We start from the raw sequence: 25,528 nt of genomic DNA, 5'->3' as shown, positions 1-25,528 counted from the left end.
CGCGCCGATATGAAAGGAATCTGGCTGCAATGGGAGTGAACACACGATCATCGGTGTTGGTCAGCGGTGGGGTTGGGGGCTTGGGTGCCGCCACCGCGCGCCGGCTGCACGCAGAAGGACTGGCTGTCGTGATCTGCGACCTGGCCGAGGATCGCGGTCAATCGCTGGTGTCCGAGCTCGGAGAGCGAGCGGTTTTCGCACCCACCGATGTCACCGATGCCGACAGCATCGAGGCCGCGATCGCCGCGGCCATCGAGCTGGCACCGCTGCGCTATGCAGTGGTAGCCCACGGCGGCCCAGGCGTGGCCCAGAGAATCGTCGGCCGCGACGGAGCAGCCGCCGATTTCGACGCCTACCGGTCCACTATCGATGTGTATCTCAACGGGACGTTCAATCTGCTGCGGCTGTCGGCGGCAGCGATCGCCTCGGCTGAGCCCGAGCCGGATGGCGAACGCGGCGCAGTCGTGCTGACGTCATCGATCGCCGCCTACGAGGGACAGATCGGGCAGGCCGCATACGCTGTGGCCAAAGCGGGTGTAGTAGGGCTGACTCTGGCCGCGGCTCGTGACCTCAGCGCCGTTGGTGTGCGGGTCAATTCGATCGCACCGGGCACCATGAAGACGCCGATTATGGAGTCTGTGGGGGAAGAAGCTCTGGCCAAATTCGCCGTCAGCGTTCCCTTCCCGAAGCGCCTGGGATCCCCGGAAGAGTTTGCCGACGCGGCGGTCTTTCTTCTCGGCAATCGGTACGTCAACGGCGAGGTCCTCCGGCTGGACGGGGCGCAACGCTTCGCACCGAAGTAAGACACGGCAACAGAGCCGTGTGTGGCCGGGTCCGGCCGCTGGCCAGGCATATCGGAGGGCGGCCGACAACGTACTGAACGGGTAGAGGGTAGATCGGAGGGCTGATGCGGACTGTTGCTAGCTCACCGATACCGCCCGGTCTGCGGCGCCGGTACCTACGCGAGGGTCTATGGGACAATCTGACTCTCGGCGACATCCTCATGGCCGGTCTGCGGCGACGCCCGCGGCAGCGAATCACACTGTGGAACAACCGTGTCCGGCGCAGCGAAACTTTTGCGACGCTGGACGATGCGGCGAGGCGGTTCGCCGCGGGATTGATTGCTCGCGGTGTCCGCCCGGGCGATCCGGTAGTGCTGTGGTTGCCCAACGGGTGGGAGACGCTGGTCGCTTTCGTGGGCTCTGTGATTGCCGGGGCGGTCGTCGTTCCCATCGCATCGTTCTACGGACGCAAAGATCTCGTTCACGCTGCCTGCACGGTGCAGGCCATCACAATTGTCACGTGTGTATCGCATCGCGGACGGGATTATCTCGACGAGGTCCGCGGGTCGCTGAAAGACATGCCGACGGTAGGTTCCGTGGTGACGTGTGGCGTCCTGCGCCCGGACGAAGTTTCTGGCGAGAAGCTGGTCGCCTTCGAAGAACTTCTGGCAGCGCCGTCGGCAGGGGCAGTGCGGCGCGCGCCGGACGATGCGTGCCTGATGGCGCTCACGTCCGGCACCAGTGGAGTCGCCAAAGCCGTCGTGCACACCCACCGCACGCTAGGCGCAGAGGTGCGACACCACCTCACGGCAATGGTTCCCGGTGGGGCGACCCCGCAGATCATGGCGTCTCCTGTTGCCCATGCTGCTGGAATGACCCTGGGGCTGTTGGCCCCGATACACCGCGGCGAACCGATCAATCTCATCGATTCTTTTGACGTCGACTTCTTGCTCGACACGGCCCACGCTGAAGGGTTGGCCCCGGGCGGGGGAGCGTCGGTGTTTCTGTCCGCGCTCATTGATCATCCCCGTTTCACCGATGAGTTAGCCGAGCGCATGCGGTATGTGATTCTCGGGGGGTCCGTGGTTCCCGAAACGCTGGTTACCAAAGCGGCATCTCGCGGATTGACGGTTCTGCGATCCTATGGACTGACCGAACACCCCACGGTGAGCGCCAGCGCACTGACCGACGAGAAGGGTGCACTGGCGCGTACCGATGGCCGTCTCTTAGCCGGCGTGGAAGTCGAGATCCGCGATCGGACCGGCGCGGTGTTGCCGGCGGGCACCGAAGGAATGATCTTCACGCGTGGCCCCGATCGGTGTGCGGGTTACCTAGAGGCGGAATCGAATGTCGCCTTCGACCGGGAGGGCTGGCTGGACAGCGGGGACGTCGGTGTGCTCGACGCTAACGGTCGACTGGCAGTGACCGACCGACGTAAAGACTTGATCATTCGCAATGGGGTTAACATCGCACCGGCCGAAGTGGAAAACGTGTTGCTGACCGCGCCGTCGGTGGCCGAGGTGGCGGTCGTGGGCGTTCCTGATGACCGCACGGGGGAACGAGCCGTCGCATTTGTGGTCCCGGCGCCGCATCACCACGTCACGTTGGCAACCCTCGTCGACCACCTCGCCGCATCGGGCATGGCGAAACCGAAATGGCCCGAAGAGCTTCGACTGACCGATCGTCTACCCCGCACTGCATCTGGAAAGGTGCGTAAAACTGACCTCCGAAAGGCATGAGATGACCACGACTGCAGAAGCTTTGGACCTTGAGGCACTCGCCCGCCACTTCGATGACATCGGTGTCGCCCAGACCGGCCCGCTGCGCAGCGAACTGATCTCCGGTGGACGTTCCAATCTGACATTCCTGATTTTCGACGATAAGTCGACCTGGGTGCTGCGACGACGGCCGCTTCAGGGCGTGACACCGTCAGCACACGACATGGGCAGAGAGTATCGGGTGGTCCAGGCGCTGTCCGACACCGGAATACCGGTGGCACGTCCGGTCACCCTGTGCGAAGACGACTCGGTACTGGGCGCACCCTTCGCTGTGGTGGAGTATGTAATGGGCCAGGTGATCCGCACCAGTGCCGAACTGGCAATCATTGACACCGATTCGGCAGTTCGCGATTGTGCTTACGGGTTGGTAGACGTGCTGGCATCGCTGCATGCCGTTGACCCCGACAGCGTCGGACTGGGGGACTTCGGTCGACGCGACGGCTACCTGCAACGGCAGATTCGGCGGTGGTCAGGACAATGGGACCTGGTACGTCATCCCGATGATTCGCGCGACGCCGAGGTACACAAGTTGCACCAGTTGCTGGCAGAGTCTGTTCCTGTCCAGAGCGATACCTCAATCGTGCACGGCGACTACCGGATTGACAACACCATCCTGGAAAATGGCGCACCGCATCGTGTTCGTGCAGTGGTGGATTGGGAGATGTCAACGCTGGGTGATCCGCTGGCTGACGCTGCATTGATGTGTGTTTACCGCGAGCCGGTTTTTAATCTCGTGATCGGCGCCGATGCTGCGTGGACCTCACCCCGGATGCCGAGCGCCGAGGATATGGCTCAGCGCTATGCGCTGACATCCGGACGGGACCTGCAGCACTGGGAATTTCACCTGGCGGCCGGTTACTTCAAAGTGGCCATCATCGCGGCGGGCATCGCGTACCGGCGCCGCACCCTCGACGGCACCGAGGACGCAGCCGACGATGCCGTGGCCCCGCTCATCGCCAAGGGACTGCAGTTGCTGAGCGGGGCGGGCTGATCGCTCGTCAGCGGGCCGCTGCCGACTTTGCCCGTGCAACGGCCACGGCCTGACGATGTTCGTCGGAGTGCATACTGGCCAGCTCGCCTGTGAGCGCCGTGTCGAAGGCGTTGTAGAGCTGGGCCTCCAAATAGCCGTTCAGTGCCTTCTTGGTGCTCTGCAGCGCCTGGGCGGGCACCGCGGCCAGCCGATGTGCCAGGCTCAGAGCCTCATCCAACAGAGTCGCAGCCGGCACCACGCGACTGGCGAGCCCGAAACGGACGGCTTCCTCGGCAGGAATTCGGCTGCCCAGAAACAGGTACTCTTTGGCGCGTGACAGGCCGATGAGCGCCGGCCATGCCATCCCGCCGTCGCCAGGGACCAATCCCATGCGCAGGTGTGGATCGGCCAAGAAGCTGCCCTCGGCCATCAGCACTATGTCGCTCAGGACAGCCAGGCTGCACCCCAAACCGACTGCAGGTCCGTTGACGGCGGCCACTATGGGCACTCGGCAACGCACCATGCCTTCGATGATCAATCGACCCTCCTGCATGGTCTGCGAGCGCAGCTTCTCATCGTCGAGGTTCTCCTGCATATAGTCGAAGTCGCCGCCCGCGCTGAACGCAGATCCGTTACCGGTGAGCACGACTGCCCGCGCGTCGTTGTCAGCGTCGATGAGTGGCCACAGTCGTGCCAGCGTCTGGTGCATTGCCCGGTTCGCGCCGTTGAGTTGATCGGGGCGGTTCAGGGTGACAATGCGAACCGGACCGTCTGGCCTGACGGTGACCTCGGGTGAGAGGTCGTATCCAGCGTCGGCGAACTCGGCCATTGAAGCTCCTCGGATTCGGTAATCTTCTGACTACTTTACATGTATAGCGATCCGATCGGGAGCAGCCATGTTTGACCTCGACATCGTGGAACCGGACCAGCAGCTCGCCCACCGGTATCGCCGAAAAGGTTGGTGGACGGACACATCGCTGGCCGACCTGCTGGCCACATCTATGGGCGGCGCCGGCAATCGCACGATGTGGCTGCACAGCCGCGCCGCTTCGCAACAGGTGTCGATGTCCGACGTCCGCGATCTCGGACACCGATTGGGTGCAGGATTGGCAGCCCGCGGGCTGCGCCCAGGCGAGGTTGTGGCCTTTCAGTTGCCGAACAGTATTGAAGCCGCGGCGGTGTTCTACGGGCTCGCGCATTCTGGCGTGGTTCTGGTGCCGCTGAGCCACGCGATGGCACCCCGTGAGGTTCTCACCGCCGTTCAGCATTGCGGAGCCCGGGCAGTGATTCTCGACGCCCACGGCCCAGAGGCGGCCGATCTTGCCGCACTTGTGGGGCAGTGCACCGAATACGTCGTCCTTGTCGGAGCACCGTCGCGCTCAACCCGCGTCCTCGGTTTCAACGCGCTTGTCGACTCCGCAATTGACCGAAGCGCGGTACGCATCGATCCGGCGGCGCCCGCGGTGATCGGCTGGACATCAGGCAGCACCGCCGAACCGAAGGGCGTGATACTCACTCATCGCGCGCTGGTGGCCGAGGCCAGACTGCACATGGCACCGATGTTGGCCGGATCGCCACGGCCGATGTTGAGCACGTCCCCGGTCAGTCACGTCACGGGGATGCTGATCTCGCTGCTGGTGCCACCGCTGATCGGTCGCGATATCCATCTCATGGACTATTGGGATGCGACCGCGGCGTTGGCGCTGATTACACGCCACAACCTCACTGCCGGCAGCGGAGCGCCCATTTTTCTGCAAACGCTGCTCGACGATCCGTCATGCACGCCAAAGCATCATGAACTGATCGGTCAGGCGTTCCTCGGCGGCGCGACGGTAAGTGCGGCCCTGGTGCAGCGGGCACAATCATGCGGCATCGTGGCTACCCGCAGTTACGGCTGTACCGAACACCCAAGCATCTCCCTGGGACGTGTCGAGGATGAACTGTCGGTACGTGCAGGCACCGACGGGCACGTGAACACCGGCGTCGACGTGCGAATCGTCGATGACAGTGGCCGCGTCTGCAGCTCAGGGCAACCGGGCGAGCTCCAAACTCGCGGCCCCGACCTGTTTAGTGGCTACCTCAATCCTGCGATGAACGAGGAGGCCTTCGACCGTGGCTGGTTTCGCACTGGCGACATCGGCACCCGTGATGATCGCGGCCATGTCGTGGTCATGGACCGCAAGAAAGACATCATCATTCGTGCCGGGATGAATGTCAGTGCCGCCGAGGTCGAAGCCATTCTCAACGCGATGCCGGAGGTGAGGGAAGCTGCAGTGGTTGCGGCACCAGATCCCCGCACCGGTGAACATGGCTGCGCCTTCATTCGACCGAATTCCGGTCACGCGCCGCCTGGAATCGACGCTGTGCAGCGGGCGCTGACTGCAGCCGGACTGGCCAAATACAAATGGCCAGAGGAGATTCGACACCAGGTAGCCGACTTCCCACGCACAGCTGCGGGCAAAGTCCGCAAAGCTGATCTTCGTAGGATGGTCCGGGGCCAGGGTTGACGATCAGGCCGGCGGATAACCCGGCGGGGGATACTGGCCACGCAGAATCCAGGCAAACCAGCTGAAGCCGTACTCCACTTCGTCGCTGATGTCGTAGTCAGGATTCGGGTCCATCTGAACGCCTCTCGATTGGCGGTCTGCAGAAGGGGCAGAGTGGGGTAGCCGCTGGGCGGGCCAGCTGCCGTCCACTCCGAGGTGATGCGATCAGAAGCTGACCGGAATTCGGGTTGCCGAGCGGATACCGGGGATTGCTTGGTACCGGATCGGGTCGCCCTCGGTCACGGTGTAGGAGGGAATGCGCTCATGGAATCGGTTCAACGCCGCAACCATCTCCAGACGCGCCAGGTGCGATCCCAGGCAACGATGTAGGCCGACAGCAAAGGACATGTGCCGGTTGGGTTTTCGGGTCAAGTCGACACCCATTGGATCCTCGAACACGGAGGGATCGATGTTGGCGCTGGCCCAGCCCAGGAAGATCATGTGACCTTTCTTGACCTCAACGCCGTTGATCTCAATATCCTCTGCAGCCCAACGCAAACCACCCTGTGGTACAGGGGATTCGGTGCGCATCAGCTCTTCCACGGCAGTCGGCCACAGCGAAGGGTTTGCGACCAGCCGCTGGCGTTCCTCGGGATGAGTGGCCAGGAAGGCGAACTGCACCGATAGTGACGAGGTCACAGTATCGAGACCGGCGATGGTGAACATGTGCATCAGGTTCACGATCTCATCGTCGGTCAGTTTGTGTCCGTCGAGCTCGAAGGTCAGGAATTGACTGATCAGATCCTCGCCGTGCGGTTCGTTCTTGCGCTCGGCGAGCCGCTTGGACAGGTGTTCACGCAACCGGTCCCCGGCGGCGATTCCGGCCTGTTCGCGACCGTCGAGCGTGTCGCCGGTGGCGCTCAGGATGTCATCCTTGAATTGGATGAGAGCTTCCCGGTCATCCTGCGGCAGACCGAACAAGCGGAGGAAGATCTTCGTCGGAAGTGGCTGGCACACTTGCTCGTAGAGTTCGGCGTGGCCGTCGCCGATGAATCCGTCGATCAACTCATCGGTGAGCTCGCGGACCGCATCCCCCCACGGTTCCATGCGTTTGGCGGTCAGCAGCGGAGTCAGTAGCTTGCGGTAGCGAAGGTGGGTGTCGCCGGTTAAGTGCAGGGGTATCAACTGATCTCGTGACCCCATGCCCATCGAGAGCCCGGTGTACGGGTTGACCGAAATGACTCCGGGATGGCGGCCGGCCGCAGTGATGTCATCGGCGCGGAAGAACCCGACGCCCATCTCCCATTTGATGACGGGATAATCGCGCAGAAGTTCGTCCCACACGGGTCGCGGATCATCGACGCTGAAGGTCGGATTGGCTTCATAGAGGATGGCCGCGCGCATCGCGGGCGTCATGTCGGCCATGCCGATCTCGTGGATGTCTGTGCGCACTGCGCTCTCCTTTGGACGTGGGACAGATTCTCGACAGTCCGTCATCAGGACTCGTGGAGGTGGATAGCCTGCTCTGGGCAGCTGTCAGCCGCCAAGCGTGCTTCGGTGTGCCACTGATCAGGTACCTCAGTGAGCAGCGCTATGGCGCGTCCCTCGTCGTCGGCGTCTATTACGTTCGGTGCTTCGGCGTAGCAACGGCCGTGCCCCACGCACGCGGTCAGGTCGATCTCCAAGCGCATGTGACCATGCTAACAGGGAGAGCTTTACATGTATAGTTCGATCAGCGCTTGGTCCGCTTTGCCGGTGCTTTCCGCGGTGTAGCCAACGATTTTCGCGGAGCGGTCCGCTTGGGGGGCGGCGCGGGCGCGTAATGGTCGAGCAGCCCCGCCAGCGCTGAATGGAAGGAGGCTCGGCTGTGCAGTGCGTCCATGTAGACCAGGAGGTCATCGTCGTCGGGCAAACGGGTGTGGATGTCGAAGTTGGAGCTCGACTCGACCATCAAGCGTCCGATGCTGAGTTGGTGCAATCCTGCGTAGGCCAGTTTGGCCTCTTCGGCGCTGAGGCCGGCACGTTCGAATTGGCCGATGCAGAAGAACAGCAGCCGACGCGCATGAGGCAGCAGGGTGCGCGTCAACAACACAGAGGTCATTCCCGGCACGCTGAGCAGTGCCTCGTGCGTGGCGTGAACCACCTGGGTGAGCAGGTCGCGCCAGTCGCCGGATTCAGGATCGGGAAGCTCGATATGGGCCAGGATGTCGTCGCCGACCAGGCGCACGATTTCGTCTTTGTCGGCGACATGATGGTAGAGCGCCATGGCCGAGACGCCGAGTTTGGCGGCGACTGTGCGCATGGTAAGGGCCTCGATGCCTTCCGCCTTGATCAGATCGGCGGCGACCGATGAGATGAGCTCCCGCGTCAGCGGAACCCGTTCGACGGCACTACGTCGCTTGGCCACTTTTCCTCCGACCGATCATGAGCCACATACCGCACTTGACCATACGCGTATAGGCCGACGGATGTATTGCCACCTGGCCGAGTGTGACACGCAAAGAGACGAAAGGTAGAACATGACTCAACACACCCACCCTGTACCGGATCCTCGGCGTATTGCGCTGGTCATGGATCGCGTCCGACTCGAGATCGACGCGGGCACGTTGCCCTCGGCGCAGGTAGCTTTCAACGTCGCTGGGCACGAGTATGCCTTTGAATCCTTCGGCGACGCCGACACATCAACGCGCTATGTACTGCAGTCAGCTGGACGGCCCGTGGTCGCCGGGGTGGTGTGGAAGCTGATATCCGACGGGCTGCTCGACATCACCCGTACTGTGGCGTCCTACATCCCTGAGTTCGGCACCAATGGCAAAGACTCGGTCACGGTGGAGCAGGTCCTGACCCATGTCGGCGGTTTTCCGCTGGCGCCGCTGGCTTATCCCGCAATGCTCAGCCGCCCGGAACGTCTTGCTGCGTTCGCAAAGTGGCGGCTCACGGCCGCGCCGGGCAGCGAGTTGCAGTTCCATCTCACCTCTGCCGCCTGGGTCATCGGCGAACTCTGTCAGCGGGTGACCGGGCGTCCCATCGATCAGTATCTCGCAGACGAGCTGACCGGCCCCCTCGGCCTACCTACCATCGAAATCGGTCCCTCACTTGAGGATCAAGGCGACGTAGCGCCGTTTGTGCGCACGGGTGACGACGACGGCGGCGAGGTCAATCCCTGGGGGCCGTGGTATCTATCGCGCCCGGAAATCCTGGCCGCCGGTGAGCCCAGCCACTCCATGGTCGCCACCGCCTCGGATCTCGCCGGCTGGTATCAGGGGCTGATGGGATCGTCGCTGTGGCGTCGTGATGTAGTAGCCGATGCGCTGCGGGTGCGGGTCACCCTGCCGGTCGTTGGCGAGCGTGGCGGTACCCGCAGCGTGCCGGGCAACGTGGCGTTGTTCGTCCTGGTAGCCGGGGACGACGGATTGTCTCGGGGATTCCTGCCCACCGCGTGCAGCCCCGTTACCTTCGGACACGGTGGCGCACCGTCGCAGATCGGGTTCGCCGACCCCGAGACCGGCTTGTCCTTCGCATTTCTGACCAACGGCTACCCGGCATCGGGCTACGAGCAGTCGCGTGCCGGTTTGAACAGGATCATCAACATCGCGAATATGGCCGCCGACTGCTTCTGAGCCGCGAGCGAGCGTCTGCTGGTCCGCGCGGGCTAGATGCCCAAGCGGTCCAGCAGACGCTCATGGCTGACGGCAGGCCCGCCGAGCAGCAGCTGCGATGATGCTGCTCGGCGGAAGTACACATGGGCGGGGTGGTCCCAGGTGAATCCGATGCCGCCGAGCACCTGGATGGTCTCCTTGGCCGCGAACATCGCGGCCGCACTGCACGTTAGATGCGCCGCCGCCGCATCAGCGGAGGCCCTATCCGAGTGTTCGTCGGCGCTGTGGATGGCGTCCTCTGTTGCGGCGCGGGCCATCTCGACATGGGTGAGAATTTCCGCGCACAGGTGTTTGACGGCCTGGAAGCTGCCGATCGGGCGCCCGAACTGCGTGCGCACCTTGGCGTAGTCCACGCTGATCTCCAGGCATCGTTGCGCGAGACCCACCTGTTCGGCGCACAGCGCCAGCACGGTGACATCGAGCAGCTGCGACAGTAGATGGCCTCCAGCACCCTCGCGGCCGACGAGTTGGGCGTCGGCATCGGTGAGTGTGACGGTGTACAGGGGGCGGGTTTCGTCGAGGACACGCATCGGTTCGACGGTCACGCCTATAGCGCGTGGGTCGATCCGGAACAGCGTCGGACCTGCGGTCGTGCGGGCCAGGACCAGCAACACCTCCGCACCATGTGCATCGGGCACCCAGTTTTTGGTCCCGCTCAACGACCACGAATTCTCTGTCTGGACCGCGCGGGTACTGATGACCGCTGCATCCCAGGAACCGTCGCGCTCGGCGATGGCAATGGTGGGGCGGCTTTTGCCTTCGGCAAAGCGCGGAAGCAATTCCTGGCATTGCTCTTCGTCGCCGGACAGCAGCAGGGCCTGAATCGCCGCGAAGCTGGAGAAGTAGGGGACAGGCGCTACCGCACGCGCCAACTCCTCGAAAACCACTGCCAGCACCGGCAGGCCAGCACCGTCGCCGCCGAACTTTTCGGGAATGACCAAACTGTGAAGACCTAACGCATCGTTCATGTCACGGAACAAATCAACGCCCAGCGGCTTGCCGTCGGCAACGTTGATTAACTCGGTCTCCGGCAGGCGGCTCTGCAGATACTTGCGGATCGCGGCGCGCAGTTCGTCGAGTTCGGCTTGGGTCGCGGTCACAGCTGTGCTCCCTTGGCAGCGGGGGGTTGGGTTGGCGTTGTCTTGATCGTGGCGGCCGGCTCTTTGGGCAAGCCGAGGACTTGCTCGCCCAAGATGTTCTTCATGATTTCTTCGGTGCCACCGAGAATGCGTAACGCCGGAGAGGCCAGCAACAGGTCTGACCACGCAAAGGTGCCCCATTGTCCACTGTCGGCGATGATCCGCGGACCCAGTACCTCGGAGACGAAATGTGCTGCGCGAGTGATGTTGCGTGCGTGCACGAGTTTGGCTACCGAGCGCTCAGGGCCGACGGGCTGGCCGGCCTCGATCTTCCGAGCGGCCATGGCATTGAGGCTCTCCACCGCCCGCGCCTCGGCCAGTAGTGCAGCGAGTTGCCGGCGTAGAGAACGGTCATCCCATGTGTAGGTCGCTCGCATCAGCGCCGAGAGATGTTCGGATGTCAGTGCGCGCGCCACTTCCGGCGAGTCCACGCCCGCCACCACATCGCGCTCTGCGGTTAGCGTCGTCAGAGCAACCGCCCACCCGCCGTCTACCTCGCCCAGCCGGTTGCCGTCGGGCACTCGCACATCGGTGAGGAAGACTTCGTTGAATTCGCTGCCACCGGTCATCTGCCGCAGCGGTCGGATCTCCACTCCGGGCGCCTTCATGTCGATCATGAAGGCTGTCAGGCCTTTGTGCTTGGGGGCATCCAGGTCGGTGCGGCACAGAATTTCGCCGACATCGGAATGCTGGGCTGCCGAGGTCCATACTTTTTGGCCATTGATGATCCAGTTGTCGCCGTCCCGGACGGCGCGCGATTGCACGCCGGCAAGATCCGATCCTGCGGCCGGCTCGCTAAAGAGCTGGCAGGCGACCGCCTCGCCCCGGTACATCCGCGGCAGCAGCGCATCTCGGAGTTCCTGCTGGCCGTGCGCCAGCACAGTAGGGCCGACCATCCCGAGGCCGACAACCGACAGCTGGCTGGTATCAGGGACTACGTATTCCTCTTCAGCGCGCTGATACAGCAGTTGGTAGGCCACCGAGAGTCCCAGACCGCCGTACTGCTGTGGGCCCGTGATCCAGCCCCAGCCGTGCCCGTATCGCAGGCCCTGCCAGCGACGCGCGGCCTGCACGGCCTCGTGCTCCTGTTCTGCGGTGCCTGAGGCGAAATAGGACACGCGGTCGCTGCCCGAACCCCAGGTCACACCCTGGTCATGAGTGCGTTCGGCGTGGGCAGACAGGAACCGGTGGGCCGATTCAGTGAAAGCCTGCGGGCTGCTGGTATCGGGTCCGAGCTGTGCGGCCGAGTCGGGCATGCGCTCACCGTCCTTGGTGGGGAACTGGGGGACTCAACTGGAGCCATGACAAGGTCACTATACATGTAAAGCTGAGCCGGAATTGCGGCTTTTGTGACGCGTTGGGCTCGGTTGCCGCTTACGGCCGCGGTCACACATTTCCTCCGACCGACGAAGCTATACATGTATAGTTGAAAATGACATCTATGCGGACCGCACTCAGCGTGGCCCACCGCGATACGGAGGCAGCAATGACGAAGATCTGGGCGAACTCAGCCGATTCCCACGTCCTTGAACCCGACGACCTGTGGGTGCAACGGCTTCCCAAGCGACTCGCCGACCGGGCGCCCAGGAGCGAACGCGGCGACAAGTACGAGATCCTCTACATCGACGGTAAGCAGATCAATCGCCAGCTCAACGATTTCATGGACGCCATCCGCCCGCCCGGTGCGCGCGACCTGGACATCCGGCTCAAAGATCTCGACCAAGAAGGGGTGTGGGCGCAGTTGGCCTTTCCCTCGATGGGTTTCTGGACCGTTGAGATCGGTGATGCCGAATTGGCCCGAGAGGTGGTCCGCGCCTGGAACGACTGGGCTCACGAAGATATCCTGCAGCGCAACAACCGGATCTTCACCCCTGCGATCGTCCCGCTGGTCGATGTTCAGGACGCCGTGGCCGAACTGGAACGCGCAGTCGAGTTGGGCTTCCAAACGATCTTCCTGCCGTGCGGCACCCGGCCCGGCGAGGAATGGGGTCACGACAAGTGGGAACCGCTATGGACGGCGGCTGAGCGCAATAACACTGTGTTGTCGTTCCATATCGGCACTGGCGGGGAGAACGTTGTCTACCGCGGCCCCGGCGGGGCGGTGGTTAACTACATGGAAACCACCTATCCAGGGATGCGGGTTGTATCGCACATGGTGGCCGGCGGTGCTCTCGATCGACATCCCGATCTGAAGATTCTCATCGCCGAGGGTGGCGCGGCCTGGGTGCCGGCGATCGGGGATCGGATGGACGAAGCGTACCGCCAGCACGGGATGTTCGTGCGGCCCAAACTGTCTCGACTCCCCAGCGAGATCGTTCGCCACCAGGTGTACGCCTCGTTCCAGCACGACATCAGTGGTGTGCAGATCATCGAGGGCACCGGGTATCGCAACGTGTGCTGGGGTGATGACTACCCACACCTGGAAGGGACGTACGGCCACACCCAGGAGACGTTGCGCACGATCTTCGACGGCGTCAGCCCGGAGATCCAGGACCGGGTTCTGCGCGGCGCGATGGCTGAGCTGTTCCGGATTCCCGAGCGTACCGCCGCCGACGAAGCCCGCTGAGCACGAACTGCCTTCACCTGAGGAGGCGCCGGTTATGACCCGCACCGCAGTCGTGACCGGCGCGTGCATATCATTTTGCTGACGGTTGTAGCGACGCCGTGATCCGCGGTGAAAACAGCTGGTAGTTGGATCATCCGGTGGCGGTCGCGAGGATCGCGTGCGCCTCCGCCTCGACTGCCTCCCTTCGGGTGCGTGAATTGTGGGCGAACGCACCAAACACCTCGGATCGCCTTGCCGGCGATATGCCCCGCACGCACGTCTGAGATAAGAAGAACTGCTGGCCAATCGAGCTGGCCAGCAGATACAACGCGCCCGGGGCCAGGCGCGGTACACGACGACATAACCACACGCCAGCGGCTTAAAAGTTCCTGGGCGGAAAGTGCTCGTAGCTGTCACAGTCGGTCAGCACCAACGCACCCAATACGAGAAATGTCTAGAACCGGGTCACCGAGCGCGCCAACACCAGTGCACCGACGGTGTCGTTGGCCACCAAAAGGTGACCTCGCTCAAGTCGAGCGTCGCCAACATCTCGATGATACGACGCGCCGTCGCAGCAGCGGATAAGTCGACCCCAGGTGGAGCCGGTTCGTGGGCGTCCAGCGGCCAGCAGGTCGGTGCAAGGCATCTAACACGCCCGCCAAGAGTAGTCACCACGTCGTTCCACAGCGCTGCAGTGACATACACACCGTGGACAAACATCACCGGCGGACCCGATCCGATGTCACTAAAAGGAGATCGGTATCCCGTCGACCGTGCAGGTGCGCCACACCGTCGACGAATCTAGCCGCGATCTTCAATGATGAGATCGGCTGCCCGCCAAGCCATAGCCATCATCGGACCGTTCAAGTTCCCCGAAACCATGGTTGGCATCACCGAACAGTCGATCACGCGTAGGCCCTGCACCCCACGGACCCGAAGTCGACTGTCCACGGGATCGCTGTCGTCGGGACCCATCGCGACCGTTCCGACGGCGTGGTAGCCACAGTATCCCTTGTCCAGTGCCGCATCGATGATGGCGTCATCGTCGATGACATCTGCGCCGGGATTCGTCTCGTGGTCGACCAGTGCCGCAATCGGATCCTGTTCGAAAAGCTGACGCATCTTTGCGAACAACGCGACTCCGACCCGGCGGTCGTAGTCGGTGTCGAAGAAGTTCGGATCGATATCGGAGGGCGCCGCAGGATCTGACGAGGTGATGGTGACACTACCTTCGCTGGTAGGTCGCAACACGTATCCGATTGCTGAGACACCGGGAGCACGCTCGAGTCCGAGTTCCTTTCCGGCCTGCAGCGGTGCCGCGGTGAACGGTGCCGCCAGAATCTGGGCGTCGGGGCGCTCGGTGCCGGGATCGGTCTTGAGAAAGCCGACCACGTCGTACGCGCCGCCCGCCAGTGGCCCCTTCTTGGTGGCCAGGTATTTCAGCCCGGTCAGCGCCTGGCCCGTGCCGGTGGACAACTGGCGGTTGTAGCCGATGTCGCGGTTGAGCCGGAATTGGATTGCAAGGCAGCGATGTTCGAGCATGCGCTGCCCGACGAGCGGGCTTTCAGCATGCACCCTGATGCCGAGTCCCTCCAAGTGTCGCCGTGCGCCCACACCGGACAGTTGCAGGACCCGCGGGCTGGCGAGGCTACCCAACGCCAGAATGACTTCGCCTGTGGCCCGGTACTGAGCTTTGCCCTTGGCGGTCGCGGCCTCGATGCCGGCGGCGCGTCCGGACTCGATCAGCACTCGAGTGACCTCAGCGCCGGTGATAACGGTCAGGTTGGGACGTGACCGCACCGGATGCAGGAACGCGTGTGCCGCACTGACTCTTTGACCGTTCTTGATTGTGCGTGCCGACGGGCCGATGCGTTCGCCGTCACCGTCGTTGATGTCGTTGGTACGAAGCCAGCCCATCTTCTGTCCGGCCTCGACCACGTCATCACAGATCTCGGGGAAATCCGGGGCCAGGGACACCGCAAGGGGTCCTCCGGCGCCGCGGAACGCGGTGGCGCCGAGTTCGTGATCCTCCATGGCGGTGAAAATGGGCAGCATATCGTCCCATCCCCATTCAGGATTGCCCAACGCGACCAGTTCGTCGTAGTCGGCGCGGTGGCCGCGGTTGTAGACCATGCCGTTGACGGCGCTGGACCCACCCAAGGTCTTGCCGCGTACCCATTGTTCGACCTTGTTGTTCGGCCCGATCGGCCGCACAGTGTGGTGCCAGGCCAGCTTCGGGTTGCCCAGGATCTTCCCGAACCCTTTCGGGATCTTGATCAACGGGCTGGTGTCCTTGCCGCCGGCTTCGAGCAATAACACCCGGTTTCGGGGATCGGCGCTGAGGCGGTTGGCCAGTACGCAACCTGCTGAACCGGCGCCGGCGATGATGTAGTCGAATGTCGTCACGGAGTGGCTTCCTTACGCGCCGGCCGGTGTGGCGATTGTTTTGACCTGCAGGTAATCGCGGAATCCGTCTTCACCGTGTTCGACGCCATCGCCGCTGATGCCGTAACCGCCGAACGGGGCGTCGGGGGACAGGTAGAAGGAGTTGTTGATGTTCACCGTGCCGGCCTGCAGCTTATTGGCTACCCTCCACGCGCGGTCCTCATCGGCGGACTGCACGTATCCCGACAGACCGTAGCGGCTGTTGTTGGCCACTCGTACGGCTTCCTCGTCATCGCCGTCGTAACGGATCACTGTTAGGACGGGTCCGAAGACCTCGGTCTGTGCGAGCTCGGCGTTCTCGTCGACATCGGCGACCACGGTCGGCAGATACCAGAAGCCCTTGCCGCCTCGGTCGGCGCGCTTGCCGCCGACGATCAGCCGAGCGCCCGCCGCCACGGCGCGGTCGACCAGACCTTCGATGCGGTCGAGCTGCTCTGCGCGGATGATCGGACCCACCATGGTGGTTTCGTCGCGCGGGTCGCCCCATGGCACCGCACCGACACCCGCCTCCAGGCGTGCGATGACCTCGTCGTAGATATCGGCATGGACGACCATCCGCGTAGCGAGCGCGCACCCTTGTCCACTGTTGGACATGCACATTCCGACACCGACGGCACACGCGAGATCGAGGTTGGCGTCGGGGAGCAACACGTTGGCGGATTTCCCGCCCAGTTCCAGGACGGTATGGCGGATGCCGACCGCGGCGTTCTGTGCGATGCGCTCGCCGACCTGGGGTGATCCGGTGAAGTGGAGGAGCCCAACGCGCGGGTCGGTGGTCAACGCCTCACCGGCAATTGCTTTGTCCGCCGAACTGATGGTGTTCAGCACCCCAGGCGGCAGATCGGTCTTCTCAGCGGCAACTTTGGCAATGAGTGCTGCCGTCAGCGGGGTGTCGGGGGCGCTCTTGAGCACCACGGTGTTCCCGGTGGCCAGGGAATGCCCGACCTTCCAGATGTTGGTCATGAACGGTGCATTCCACGGCGAGATGGCACCGACCACACCGTAGGGTTCGTAACGGATGCGCCGGTTGCTGCGCATGCCGAGCAATTCATAGACCGGCAGATCCCGTTCCCACGGCCACGTCTGGATGAGTCCGTTGAAGTAACTCATGTCCTCGATCTGGGCGGTGACATGTGTCAGTGTCGCGGAGTACGGTGTGCCCGCCTCGGCGACGGCGAGCTGGCGTGCGCTCTCAGCCTCTTCGAGCAGACCCGTCTGTAACTGCTGCAAGCAGTGCAGACGGAACTCGTGGTTGGTGGCCCAATCGGTAGTGCGTGCGGCATTGACCGCCGCGTCGACGGCTTTGGTGACATCCTCGGGATCGGCATCGACCGCAGTGCCGACAATGGATTCGTCGGCGGGGTTGACCACCTCGTATCGCCTCCCCGCCACCCCCTCGGTGAACTTGCCATCGATGAACAGGCGGCCTTCGTATTCGTCACTGAACGTCATGATCGTTTCCCATCGTGAGGGTGGACACCGCGCCGCCGGAAATATGGCAGCGGCCTCTATCGCAACCAAACTATACATGTATAGTAACGAGATGTGAACGGCCTCACAGCACGACATTCCCGTGTGCGGCGCCCGGCCGGAACCCCTTGGCGCCGCCGATGTTCGAGGAGCCCACAGTGGGGTTGAATCCCATCGCCGAAGACCTGTTCTGCGACACCGATGAAGGCATAAGCCTCATCGGAGGTCGGTGCGCCGACTGCAGCCAGGTCACCTTTCCTGCCCGTGCGCGGTGCGGACAGTGCTACGGAACCACCATCGAACGCGAGCTGTTGCCCCGCCGGGGCACGGTATGGACGTGGACGACCCAGTCATTTCTGCCCAAGGCCCCATACATGGGTCCTGAAACCGAAGACAACTTCACAGGCTTCGTCGTCGGATATGTCGATCTGCCAGGAGCGTGCCGGGTGCAGGCCCGCTTGGACGTCCCCGCCGATCAGGCGGCAGCCCTTGCGGCCATAGGCACTGAGATGGAATCGGTGGCCATCGAATTCACCACCGACGCCGATGGACAACCTGTGCACGTCTACGCGTTCCGGCCCGTCAACTCTGCTACCGCGACTCAGGAGGTTCGCCAGTGAGCGCAACCATGGCCATCGTTGGCATCGGAATCTACCCGTTCGGCCGACACGATCTCAGTGCACAACAGATGGCGCTGGCCGCCATCGCTGACGCACTCGGTGATGCCGGCGTCGCCTGGCCCGACATCGAGCTGGCTGTCGGCGGCAGCCTTGACGGGGGTCAGGCCGACGTCATGGTCGGCCAACTCGGCCCCACCGGCATCCCGTTCATCAACGTCCTCAACGGCTGCGCGACCGGCACGGCCAGCCTCATCACCGCCCGCAACATGATTTCGGCCGGCATGGGGGACCTGGGCCTGGTGGTCGGCTTCGACAAGCATCCGCGCGGGGCATTCGCAGCCACCGATGTGACCACCTGGGGCGTCGGCAGCTGGTACGGCGAGCTCGGCATGTTCATCAATCCGCAGTTCTTCGGGTTGAAGGCGCAGCGGTACATGCACGAGCACTCGATCCCGGTGGAAACCCTTGCCGCAGTGGCTGAAAAGGCGTTCAACAACGGTGAGCGCAACCCCAACGCATGGCGCCGCAAGCCGTTGAGTCGGGAACAGATCCTCACCTCCAGGATGATCAACGATCCGCTGCGTCAGTACATGGTGTGCTCACCCAGCGAAGGTGCCGTCGCACTGGTGGTCTGCCGGGCAGAGGTCGCCGACCGGTACACCGACACCCCGATCTATCTGCGGGCCGCTGAACTGGCCAGCCGCAAGAATGGGTCCTTCGAGCTCTTTCAGACCTCCTTGCCGACCCAACTGCCGCCCACCCCTTCTGAATTGGCGTCCCAGCGCGCGTACGCCGCAGCCGGGCTGACAGCGTCGGATATCGACGTGTGGCAGCTGCAGGACACCGAGAGCGGCGCGGAAGTGATGCACATGGCCGAGGTTGGACTGTGCGAACACGGCGCACAACCGACCCTCATCGAGGCAGGTGCCACGACGATCGCCGGTGCCCACCCGGTCAATACCGATGGCGGTCTGCTGGCCAACGGCGAACCTGTCGGGGCCTCCGGGTTGCGGATGGTCTTTGAGATCTGCACGCAGCTACGCGGCGCTGCGGGCGAGCGCCAGGTCCGCGACCCGCGCACCGGCTTCACCCACGTCTATGGCGCCCCAGGCATCAGTGCGTGCACCATCCTGTCCAAAGATTCCGCACCATGACCGCCACAGTGGACACATCGGCAATTTTGGATGACTTCACCGCTGCTCTGTCGGCGGCGGCGACCGAACTGGCACCGCTGCGTGCACCTGCAACTGATGTGGCCACCGAACTGGCGCACTCGCGGAGCCTGATGAACTGGTTGTATGACGGAGGCTGGAGTCGCTGGGGCTGGCCCGAGGAGGTCGGCGGCGTGGGCGGTTCGCCGCTGATCCGGTGCCAAATCCTCGAACGCCTGGCGCTGGCCGGGTACCGCATCCCAGAGCATCTGCTGGTTTTGGAAGTGGTCGGCCCAGCGGTCGTCACCTATGCACCCGAGTTGGCGGCGAAGTACCTGCCCGCGGCACTTCGTGGTGATGAGTTGTGGTGCCAGGGATTCTCCGAACCCGAAGCCGGCAGTGACCTGGCGGCATTGCGTACCAAAGCGGTTACCCAGGGCGACGGTACGTATCTCATCAACGGTCAGAAGATCTGGACATCCTACGGGGCGTTCGCCGACCGGATCGTGCTGCTGGCCCGCAGCGGCGCGCTCATCGACCGCCACCGAGGACTGATCATGCTGTTGGTCGACCTCGACGCAACCGGCATCGAACGGCGCCCCATCGCGCTGGCCAGCGGCCGCGAGGAGCTGGCCGAGGTCTTCTTCACCGATGTGGCCACCTCCGCGGACCGTCTCATCGGCGACGACGGCAGCGGATGGGCGGTGGCAATGGATCTGTTGCAATACGAACGCGGCACCTACGCGTGGATGCGGATGGCTACCGCCACGGCCTATCTGCAGCAGCTACTGACCACACTGACCAACCGGGACGACCACACCGACGCGCGTACCGCCGCGGCAATCGGCCGGACCTATCTCAACCTGGCGGCCCTGCGCGCACGGACGGCGAGCACCTTGCGTCGTCTGGCCGACCAGCAGACCGTTGGCCCGGAAACCAGTGTGGACAAACTGTTGTTGTCCACCACTGAACAAGACGTCCTGGATACTGCCCTGTCGCTGTTGGGGACAGAAGCCCTACTGTCCGACGACGAGGACGCAGCAGACTGGCGCGATCGCTGGTGGTACTCACGCGCGGCCTCCATCTACGGCGGCGCCCGCGAAGTCCAGTACAGCATCATCGCCGACCGCATCCTCAAACTGCCCAGGGAGAACACCAGTGGACGTTGAAACCCAGGATCTGCTCCGAGGTTCGGTGCGTGAGATGTTCGCCGCCGGTGACGACGACATCGTCACCGGGTTAAGCGATCTCGGATGGGAGGACGTCGTCGCCGACGATCCCAACGCAGCCATCGACCTGCTCTTCAATGAACAAGGTCGCAGCGGACAATCCTCTTCTGCTCTGGACACCATCGCCTACGCCACCACCGATGACGGCACCTATCCGGTGGTGCATCCATTCGGCGCCCCCGCGCCCGGACATCGCAACGACGACAGCACTATCGGCATCGACGGCGTGCTGCTGGCCGACCCGCAGGGACCGATCATGGTGCCGACCGCTGAAGGTCTCGGCTATCTTGTCGGACCGCAGATCATCGAATCAGCGTCCACGCCAGTGAGCGGTTTTCACGCCGGATCCCGGCTGCGACGAGTGAGGACCCAGCTCGACGCCTCCGCCCTCGAGTCGGTGGCGTTCGATTGGACGTCGGTGAGAGCGGTCGCCCACCGAGCACTGGCCACCGAATTGGTGGGCAACGGCAACGCCATGCTGGCCATCGCCACCAACCAGATCGCCGATCGTCAGCAATTCGGTCGGCCGATTGGCGCCAACCAGAGCCCGCGTCACCGGCTCGCCGAAAGCTACGCGCTGCTCAGCGGTGCCGCTGAGTTGGTCAAGATGGCCTGGCAGTCCGGCACGCCCTGGGATGCGCGGGTCGCAAAGGCCTACGCCGGGCACGCGTTGGACACCACCAGTCGGGCTTGCCTGCAGGTCTGCGGGGCGATCGGCCTGACCACCGAGCATGAGCTGCCGACCTTTGTGAAGCGCGCCCGAGTGTTGGATGCGCTCTACGGCTCGTGGTCGGATGCCATCACCGAGATAGGTGCTCAGCTGCTGGGCGCGGTGGCAGTTCCCCCCGGTGGTCGGCTGTGACGCCGATAGACGTCCATGCCGAATTCAGCACACCCGAGCCGGGTATCGCCGTAATAAGAATCAACAGGCCCGACCGGCTCGGTGCCTACACGCCGCAGATGTGCCAGGAGCTGCTGGCACATCTGCGGACCTACCGGCTCGACGACGATCTGCGGGTACTGGTCCTCACCGGAACCGGCCGAGGCTTCTGCACCGGCGGAGACGTCTCACCTGACGCCGGCTTCGCCGATGCGTTGAGTCACCAGATCGGGCGTGCCCGCGAGCTGCGAGAAGATGCGCACGCGGTCATCAGCGCACTGCATCGTCTCGACAAGCCCGTTGTGTGTGCGGTCAACGGCATCGCGGTCAACGGGGGATTGGCGCTCGCACTGGCCTGCGATATCCGGCTCGTCGCCGCGAGTGCCCGAATGGGGGACACCAGCACCCGTGCCGGTTTATTGCCCGACGAGGGTGGTGCATGGCTGTTTCCCCGAGCAATGGGTTATGACAATGCTTTCCGGATGGTGGCTTTGTCTGAAATCTATGACGCAGCGCAATCTCAACGCTTGGGTCTGGCGACCGAAGTGGTCGAGGACGATCAGTTCTTCTCGCGCACAATGGAGCTGGCGCGCCACCTCGCTGCCGGTGCGCCTCTCGCCCTGCGAGCGGTGAAATTCATGATGCGCCGAGCGTTAGAGGGCACCCTCGACGGAGCGCTCGGTGACGCACAGCAGGCGGTGCTGTGGGTGGGGCCCAGCGATGATGCCGCTGAAGGCAAAGCCGCGTTTCTGGAGCGGCGCAAACCCAACTTCACCGGTCGATAACGTCAGGCGGCGCAGCGCCGGGCGCCGAATCCGCGAGCAACGTGCGCACGGTGCGTCGACACCGTCCGCACTGCGCTCCGGCTCCACACGCTTCGTCCACTTCGCGCGAGGTGGACGCTCCGCCACGGATGGCATCGAGCACCTGCGTGTCGGTGGCGCCCGTACACAAACAGACATACATCAGGCCGGGTCGCCATCGGCTCGCAGATCAGCAGCGGCGAGTCTGGTGCCGGTGAAGACCGGCGGATAGATCCGCAGGCTGTTCGTCACCGAAATGCACTGTGCCTCGGTGTGTTCCGGCGAAAACCGGCGGGATGTCGATGACGCCGGCTGCGTCGAACCATTGCATGACCGCAGGATTGGCCAGCAGGCGACTCACGGAGGCGGTCGCGCTGGCCGCAACGGGTCGCACGACGTCGCGGTGGTTGTGCACCGCCTGATAAGCAACCACCTGACTGGCCCCCAGCCGAGTGAGTCCATCGTGACGGACGCGAAGGGCAGCCCACAGGCGGTCTGTGTTCAGCACGGTGAACTGCGATGCCAGCTGCGTCGCCGGCCCGGTGCGGATGCGGTGTCCCGCTCGTAGGCTCCCCATGCGTATCACTCCCGAAGCCGTCTCCGGAGGGCTTCCCCGCACCAAACTATACATGTATAGTAGGGCAATCGCCTGCAGCGCAGCACGTCGGTGTTTGCGCGCGAATGGACGGGTGAATACGGCGAAAGGACTAGTCTCATGGCGGTTATCGAGAACACCGTTGGTGAACTCCCATACCAGCTCACCGACTTTGACCAGCACTCCTACGAATCGGAAGATTGCTTCACGCGATTCATGCCGAAAGCAAAGCTGGACACCGCGGTCCGTCCGATCATTGCTCCGTCGGGACGCAAAATTCTGCTGGCCAACGACCGGGTGGTGACGGCGCTGGAAAACGATCTGGACCAGGCCTACGTCCCAGGGTCGCTGGTCGAGATGCTCAAGCAGCGGGCGTCGGGCAACGCCACCGATGCCGACCGCTTCTATGAGCCGATGCAGACCGAGTACCTCGACCGTGATGCGCGATTGGTCCAGTTGACCGAACAGCAGATCGAGCGAACCATCATGTACCCCGGCGGTTGGGCCCTGATGGCCGAACAGTACCTGCAGGGCATCGACCCCTTGTACGACAACATCGAGTCGTTCAACAAGTGGATCAACGAGGACTGGGGCTTCAACTACAAGAACCGCATCTACGCACCGGCTTTGTTGTCGATGCGAGACCTCGACCGGGCCTGCGCCGAACTCGACCGCATCCTCGATGCGGGTGCCCGGTTCATCGTCCTTCCGGCGGGCCCCGCCTACGGGCGGTCTCCGGGCGACCCGTACTTCGATCCGTTCTGGGCACGCATCAACGAAGCCCGGGCAGTGGTCTGCTACCACATTGCCGAGTTCTACTACCAGGACCACGTCGCATCCGGGTGGGGCTGGGGTCTGGTGCCGCCGTTCCAATTCTCGGCATGGCAATGGCAGAACACCTACGGCGAACGCCCCATCACCGACACCATCTCGGCGCTGATCTTCGACAACGTCTTCGGACGCTATCCCAACATCAAGGTGCTGGTGAGCGAGTTCGGTGCAGAGTGGGTGCCACACTTCATCCGGCACATGGACAAGAGCCGCGGAATGGCGCGCAACGGGCAGTGGCTGGGCGGCCAGCTCGACGAACGACCCAGCACCATCTTCAAGAAGCACGTGCGTGTGGTTCCGTACCCGGAGGACGACACGGTCGCCATGATCGAGAAACTGGGAACCGACGAGACCCTGCTGATGGGGTCGGACTGGCCGCACGCCGAAGGACTGCGCGAGCCCGCCGATTTCTACAACAAGGTCGACGGCCTGAACGAATCCATGAAGCGCAACTTCCTGCGCGAGAACGGCATCAAGCTCACTGAGGGCATCAACTGAACGCCGAGACGGCGACCGGGGGTCAGGTCAGCGACGATGAGCTCGTTGACCGGTTCCCTGGCGAAGTGCTGACACACGACAACGCCGAGCATTATCGGGGACGCCTGCGCCGCGAGTTGCTGGTCAATCGTTGCGATGACTGCCAGAACTGGCATGCGCCGCCCAAACCGATCTGTCCGCGCTGCTGGTCGTCTGCCATCACCCCTACCGCGGTCGCCGGATCCGGGACGATCCATCTGCTCACGCTCCTGCACCAGGGACCGCCGGCACCCGGTGTCAGTTATGAGCAGCCCTATCCAGTCGTGACCGTGGAACTCGACGAACAGACGGGCGTGCGTTTCACCTCCACGGTGGTCGATGCCGAAGCCAACACCCCGGCCATCGGCGCCCGCGTCGAATTGGTGTGGCGTGAGGTCGATCGCGCGCCGATGCCGGTGTTTGTCCTGGCCGAGGATCAGCAATGAGCCCTCTGCGCAACGCTATGAAGGACCAGGTGGCAATCGTTGCGGCAACCACCACCGGCTTCACCGCCGCGAACACCGCGACGACCCAGACTGCGCTGGCCGCACGCGCCGGTATCGACGCGATACGCGCCGCGGGGCTGACCGCTCAAGACATCGACGGTCTGTGTGGCAGCTGGCCGAGCACTGCGGTTTTGCAGTCGACGCTCGGGCTGCCCCGGCTCACCTGGTCAGGCAACCCGGTGATTCCCCTGGTCGACCATATCGCCACCGCCGCCGCCGCCGTGCACGCCGGGTTGTGCGAGACGGTACTGGTGTACCACGCCGCCTACCGGTCGGCGTGGAATACCGGTGCCGCGCTGAAAGATCCGTTCCGGCGACTGGCCACGCCAGGCCTGAACGACCGCCCCCCGCGCCCGGAATCGATGGCCTCCAGCGTGGGATACGCCGGGTGGGCTGCCCGCTATCTGTACGAGTTCGGTTTGCATCGCGACGCTTTCGCCCCGGTGGCGCTCAATGCACGTGCCAATGCCGCCGACAACCCGGCAGCAGCGCGCCGAGAACCGTTGACTCTGGACGATTACCACAACGGCAGGATGGTCCGCTGGCCGCTCTCGGTTCACGATATGGATGTGGCCGTCGACGGCGCCGATGCATTCATCGTGACCACCGCCGAGCGTGCCCGCGACCTCGCCTTACCGCCGGTGTTCATCCATGCTGCAGTTCTGGGTCAGGCAAGCCCGGCCGAGGAGGACCAGAACACCAGCCTTCGCCACCACGGCCAGCAAATCGTGATCGACACCCTGCGCGCCAAGAGTGACTTCTGGCTCGACGGCGTGGACGTCTACTTTCCCTACGATGGGTTCACTCCCATCACCCTGAACTGGATCGAGAATGCCGGCTGGTGTGGTTTCGGAGAAGCACCCGCCTTCCTGCGCGAGCACGCGACTGAATCCGGACGAGTCCTGATCGGCGGCACCATCGCGGTCAATCCGCACGGGGGATCCCTGGCCGAAGGTGGCACCCAGGGATCCGGACACATCCGGGAAGCAGTGCATCAATTGCAGGGCACCGCCGGCACCCGCCAGGTGCCGGGAGCGCGCACCGCTCTGATCACCGCCGGCGGGTTCTTCTTCAACGCACAAGGTCTGATGCTCCGGGCAGCCTGATCAGCCCACCGACGACA

24 protein-coding genes are annotated in these 25,528 nt (G+C 63.7%); 14 read left to right on the top strand and 10 right to left on the bottom strand.

The annotated features are described in order from the left end of the window. Positions 1 to 29: 29 nt before the first annotated feature. The 3 genes from ASE48_RS27700 to ASE48_RS27690 all read left to right on the top strand — a co-directional run bounded on the left by ASE48_RS27700 (position 30) and on the right by ASE48_RS27690 (position 3,551). On the top strand, positions 30 to 803 hold the full coding sequence (locus ASE48_RS27700; protein WP_057170366.1) for an SDR family oxidoreductase: 774 nt from the start codon (positions 30 to 32) through the stop codon (positions 801 to 803). 200 nt (positions 804 to 1,003) lie between these two features. Then, on the top strand, positions 1,004 to 2,521 hold the full coding sequence (locus ASE48_RS27695) for an AMP-binding protein (RefSeq protein ID WP_162264279.1): 1,518 nt from the start codon (positions 1,004 to 1,006) through the stop codon (positions 2,519 to 2,521). A 1-nt stretch (position 2,522) separates the two neighbouring features. Continuing rightward, a complete protein-coding gene (locus ASE48_RS27690) occupies positions 2,523 to 3,551 on the top strand; it encodes a phosphotransferase family protein (protein ID WP_057170364.1) in 1,029 nt (342 codons plus the stop codon). A 7-nt stretch (positions 3,552 to 3,558) separates the two neighbouring features. On the opposite strand, the gene ASE48_RS27685 is transcribed toward ASE48_RS27690, so the two are convergent. After that, on the bottom strand, positions 3,559 to 4,359 hold the full coding sequence (locus tag ASE48_RS27685; protein WP_057170363.1) for an enoyl-CoA hydratase/isomerase family protein: 801 nt from the start codon (positions 4,357 to 4,359) through the stop codon (positions 3,559 to 3,561). Between the two features lie 67 nt (positions 4,360 to 4,426). Between ASE48_RS27685 and ASE48_RS27680 the strand changes: the two genes are divergently transcribed. Further along, positions 4,427 to 6,037, top strand: coding sequence for a class I adenylate-forming enzyme family protein (locus tag ASE48_RS27680; RefSeq protein WP_057170362.1), 1,611 nt, complete (start codon positions 4,427 to 4,429; stop codon positions 6,035 to 6,037). A 3-nt stretch (positions 6,038 to 6,040) separates the two neighbouring features. On the opposite strand, the gene ASE48_RS33565 is transcribed toward ASE48_RS27680, so the two are convergent. The 4 genes from ASE48_RS33565 to ASE48_RS27665 form a co-directional block, all read right to left on the bottom strand. Beyond that, on the bottom strand, positions 6,041 to 6,151 hold the full coding sequence (locus ASE48_RS33565) for a hypothetical protein (protein WP_156409403.1): 111 nt from the start codon (positions 6,149 to 6,151) through the stop codon (positions 6,041 to 6,043). A gap of 90 nt (positions 6,152 to 6,241) precedes the next feature. Continuing rightward, on the bottom strand, positions 6,242 to 7,441 hold the full coding sequence (locus ASE48_RS27675) for a cytochrome P450 (protein WP_162264278.1): 1,200 nt from the start codon (positions 7,439 to 7,441) through the stop codon (positions 6,242 to 6,244). Between the two features lie 71 nt (positions 7,442 to 7,512). Then, positions 7,513 to 7,707, bottom strand: a complete 195-nt coding sequence (locus ASE48_RS33910) for a ferredoxin (protein ID WP_057170360.1) — start codon at positions 7,705 to 7,707, stop codon at positions 7,513 to 7,515. 41 nt (positions 7,708 to 7,748) lie between these two features. After that, a complete protein-coding gene (locus ASE48_RS27665; protein WP_057170359.1) occupies positions 7,749 to 8,423 on the bottom strand; it encodes a TetR/AcrR family transcriptional regulator in 675 nt (224 codons plus the stop codon). Between the two features lie 112 nt (positions 8,424 to 8,535). Here ASE48_RS27665 and ASE48_RS27660 point away from each other — a divergent pair, with 112 nt between their 5' ends. Continuing rightward, positions 8,536 to 9,636, top strand: coding sequence for a serine hydrolase domain-containing protein (locus ASE48_RS27660; RefSeq protein WP_057170358.1), 1,101 nt, complete (start codon positions 8,536 to 8,538; stop codon positions 9,634 to 9,636). A 32-nt stretch (positions 9,637 to 9,668) separates the two neighbouring features. Here ASE48_RS27660 and ASE48_RS27655 read toward each other — a convergent pair whose 3' ends face one another. Then, positions 9,669 to 10,775: an acyl-CoA dehydrogenase family protein gene (locus ASE48_RS27655; protein WP_057170357.1), complete on the bottom strand. Its 1,107-nt coding sequence runs from the start codon at positions 10,773 to 10,775 to the stop codon at positions 9,669 to 9,671. Then, complete coding sequence (locus ASE48_RS27650; protein ID WP_057170356.1) at positions 10,772 to 12,070, bottom strand: acyl-CoA dehydrogenase family protein; 1,299 nt, start codon at positions 12,068 to 12,070, stop codon at positions 10,772 to 10,774. The genes ASE48_RS27655 and ASE48_RS27650 overlap by 4 nt, the downstream gene beginning before the upstream one ends. Before the next feature lie 230 nt (positions 12,071 to 12,300). Here ASE48_RS27650 and ASE48_RS27645 point away from each other — a divergent pair, with 230 nt between their 5' ends. Then, complete coding sequence (locus tag ASE48_RS27645; protein ID WP_057170712.1) at positions 12,301 to 13,380, top strand: amidohydrolase family protein; 1,080 nt, start codon at positions 12,301 to 12,303, stop codon at positions 13,378 to 13,380. A 780-nt stretch (positions 13,381 to 14,160) separates the two neighbouring features. Here ASE48_RS27645 and ASE48_RS27640 read toward each other — a convergent pair. Continuing rightward, the gene (locus ASE48_RS27640) at positions 14,161 to 15,765 is read right to left on the bottom strand and encodes a GMC family oxidoreductase (RefSeq protein ID WP_057170355.1); all 1,605 of its coding nucleotides are present in this window, start codon (positions 15,763 to 15,765) and stop codon (positions 14,161 to 14,163) included. A 12-nt stretch (positions 15,766 to 15,777) separates the two neighbouring features. Beyond that, positions 15,778 to 17,256, bottom strand: a complete 1,479-nt coding sequence (locus ASE48_RS27635) for an aldehyde dehydrogenase family protein (RefSeq protein WP_057170354.1) — start codon at positions 17,254 to 17,256, stop codon at positions 15,778 to 15,780. Between the two features lie 158 nt (positions 17,257 to 17,414). Between ASE48_RS27635 and ASE48_RS27630 the strand changes: the two genes are divergently transcribed. Genes ASE48_RS27630 through ASE48_RS27610 form a run of 5 tightly spaced genes read left to right on the top strand, consistent with a single transcriptional unit; the run spans position 17,415 to position 21,939 of the window. Beyond that, positions 17,415 to 17,894, top strand: coding sequence for a Zn-ribbon domain-containing OB-fold protein (locus ASE48_RS27630; protein ID WP_057170353.1), 480 nt, complete (start codon positions 17,415 to 17,417; stop codon positions 17,892 to 17,894). Positions 17,895 to 17,902: 8 nt separating this feature from the next. Then, complete coding sequence (locus ASE48_RS27625; RefSeq protein WP_156409426.1) at positions 17,903 to 19,048, top strand: thiolase family protein; 1,146 nt, start codon at positions 17,903 to 17,905, stop codon at positions 19,046 to 19,048. Further along, positions 19,045 to 20,214 (top strand): acyl-CoA dehydrogenase family protein, encoded by a 1,170-nt coding sequence (locus ASE48_RS27620; protein WP_057170351.1) that lies wholly within the window; start codon positions 19,045 to 19,047, stop codon positions 20,212 to 20,214. The genes ASE48_RS27625 and ASE48_RS27620 overlap by 4 nt, the downstream gene beginning before the upstream one ends. Next, the gene (locus ASE48_RS27615) at positions 20,204 to 21,136 is read left to right on the top strand and encodes an acyl-CoA dehydrogenase family protein (RefSeq protein WP_057170350.1); all 933 of its coding nucleotides are present in this window, start codon (positions 20,204 to 20,206) and stop codon (positions 21,134 to 21,136) included. The genes ASE48_RS27620 and ASE48_RS27615 overlap by 11 nt, the downstream gene beginning before the upstream one ends. Beyond that, complete coding sequence (locus tag ASE48_RS27610; RefSeq protein WP_082614459.1) at positions 21,133 to 21,939, top strand: enoyl-CoA hydratase/isomerase family protein; 807 nt, start codon at positions 21,133 to 21,135, stop codon at positions 21,937 to 21,939. The genes ASE48_RS27615 and ASE48_RS27610 overlap by 4 nt, the downstream gene beginning before the upstream one ends. Here the strand turns inward: ASE48_RS27610 and ASE48_RS32360 are convergent. Continuing rightward, on the bottom strand, positions 21,926 to 22,120 hold the full coding sequence (locus ASE48_RS32360; protein WP_082614458.1) for a (2Fe-2S)-binding protein: 195 nt from the start codon (positions 22,118 to 22,120) through the stop codon (positions 21,926 to 21,928). The genes ASE48_RS27610 and ASE48_RS32360 overlap by 14 nt on opposite strands. 552 nt (positions 22,121 to 22,672) lie before the next feature. Here ASE48_RS32360 and ASE48_RS27600 point away from each other — a divergent pair. From ASE48_RS27600 to ASE48_RS27590, 3 genes are all read left to right on the top strand, one after another. Next, positions 22,673 to 23,881, top strand: a complete 1,209-nt coding sequence (locus ASE48_RS27600; protein ID WP_057170348.1) for an amidohydrolase family protein — start codon at positions 22,673 to 22,675, stop codon at positions 23,879 to 23,881. 65 nt (positions 23,882 to 23,946) lie between these two features. Continuing rightward, positions 23,947 to 24,345, top strand: a complete 399-nt coding sequence (locus ASE48_RS27595; protein WP_235571607.1) for a Zn-ribbon domain-containing OB-fold protein — start codon at positions 23,947 to 23,949, stop codon at positions 24,343 to 24,345. 29 nt (positions 24,346 to 24,374) lie between these two features. Beyond that, positions 24,375 to 25,511 (top strand): thiolase C-terminal domain-containing protein, encoded by a 1,137-nt coding sequence (locus ASE48_RS27590; RefSeq protein WP_235571598.1) that lies wholly within the window; start codon positions 24,375 to 24,377, stop codon positions 25,509 to 25,511. Positions 25,512 to 25,528: the final 17 nt, after the last annotated feature.

This window comes from Mycobacterium sp. Root265 (assembly GCF_001428895.1).
Taxonomy (GTDB): domain Bacteria; phylum Actinomycetota; class Actinomycetes; order Mycobacteriales; family Mycobacteriaceae; genus Mycobacterium.
Note: the sequence above shows the minus strand (reverse complement) of the source record. Positions and strands in the feature narration are given on the sequence as shown.

What these genes read in the sequence shown, in the direction of transcription:
- ASE48_RS27600 (WP_057170348.1), top strand. Translation starts at nt 22,673, where the DNA reads ATGGCGGTTATCGAGAACACCGTTGGTGAACTCCCATACCAGCTCACC.
- ASE48_RS27675 (WP_162264278.1), bottom strand. Translation starts at nt 7,441, where the DNA reads ATGGCCGACATGACGCCCGCGATGCGCGCGGCCATCCTCTATGAAGCC.
- ASE48_RS27650 (WP_057170356.1), bottom strand. Translation starts at nt 12,070, where the DNA reads ATGCCCGACTCGGCCGCACAGCTCGGACCCGATACCAGCAGCCCGCAG.
- ASE48_RS27645 (WP_057170712.1), top strand. Translation starts at nt 12,301, where the DNA reads ATGACGAAGATCTGGGCGAACTCAGCCGATTCCCACGTCCTTGAACCC.
- ASE48_RS27635 (WP_057170354.1), bottom strand. Translation starts at nt 17,256, where the DNA reads ATGACGTTCAGTGACGAATACGAAGGCCGCCTGTTCATCGATGGCAAG.
- ASE48_RS32360 (WP_082614458.1), bottom strand. Translation starts at nt 22,120, where the DNA reads ATGTATGTCTGTTTGTGTACGGGCGCCACCGACACGCAGGTGCTCGAT.
- ASE48_RS33910 (WP_057170360.1), bottom strand. Translation starts at nt 7,707, where the DNA reads ATGCGCTTGGAGATCGACCTGACCGCGTGCGTGGGGCACGGCCGTTGC.
- ASE48_RS27695 (WP_162264279.1), top strand. Translation starts at nt 1,004, where the DNA reads ATGGCCGGTCTGCGGCGACGCCCGCGGCAGCGAATCACACTGTGGAAC.
- ASE48_RS27700 (WP_057170366.1), top strand. Translation starts at nt 30, where the DNA reads ATGGGAGTGAACACACGATCATCGGTGTTGGTCAGCGGTGGGGTTGGG.
- ASE48_RS27685 (WP_057170363.1), bottom strand. Translation starts at nt 4,359, where the DNA reads ATGGCCGAGTTCGCCGACGCTGGATACGACCTCTCACCCGAGGTCACC.
- ASE48_RS27630 (WP_057170353.1), top strand. Translation starts at nt 17,415, where the DNA reads ATGTTCGAGGAGCCCACAGTGGGGTTGAATCCCATCGCCGAAGACCTG.
- ASE48_RS27625 (WP_156409426.1), top strand. Translation starts at nt 17,903, where the DNA reads ATGGCCATCGTTGGCATCGGAATCTACCCGTTCGGCCGACACGATCTC.
- ASE48_RS27680 (WP_057170362.1), top strand. Translation starts at nt 4,427, where the DNA reads ATGTTTGACCTCGACATCGTGGAACCGGACCAGCAGCTCGCCCACCGG.
- ASE48_RS27690 (WP_057170364.1), top strand. Translation starts at nt 2,523, where the DNA reads ATGACCACGACTGCAGAAGCTTTGGACCTTGAGGCACTCGCCCGCCAC.
- ASE48_RS27660 (WP_057170358.1), top strand. Translation starts at nt 8,536, where the DNA reads ATGACTCAACACACCCACCCTGTACCGGATCCTCGGCGTATTGCGCTG.
- ASE48_RS27620 (WP_057170351.1), top strand. Translation starts at nt 19,045, where the DNA reads ATGACCGCCACAGTGGACACATCGGCAATTTTGGATGACTTCACCGCT.
- ASE48_RS33565 (WP_156409403.1), bottom strand. Translation starts at nt 6,151, where the DNA reads ATGGACCCGAATCCTGACTACGACATCAGCGACGAAGTGGAGTACGGC.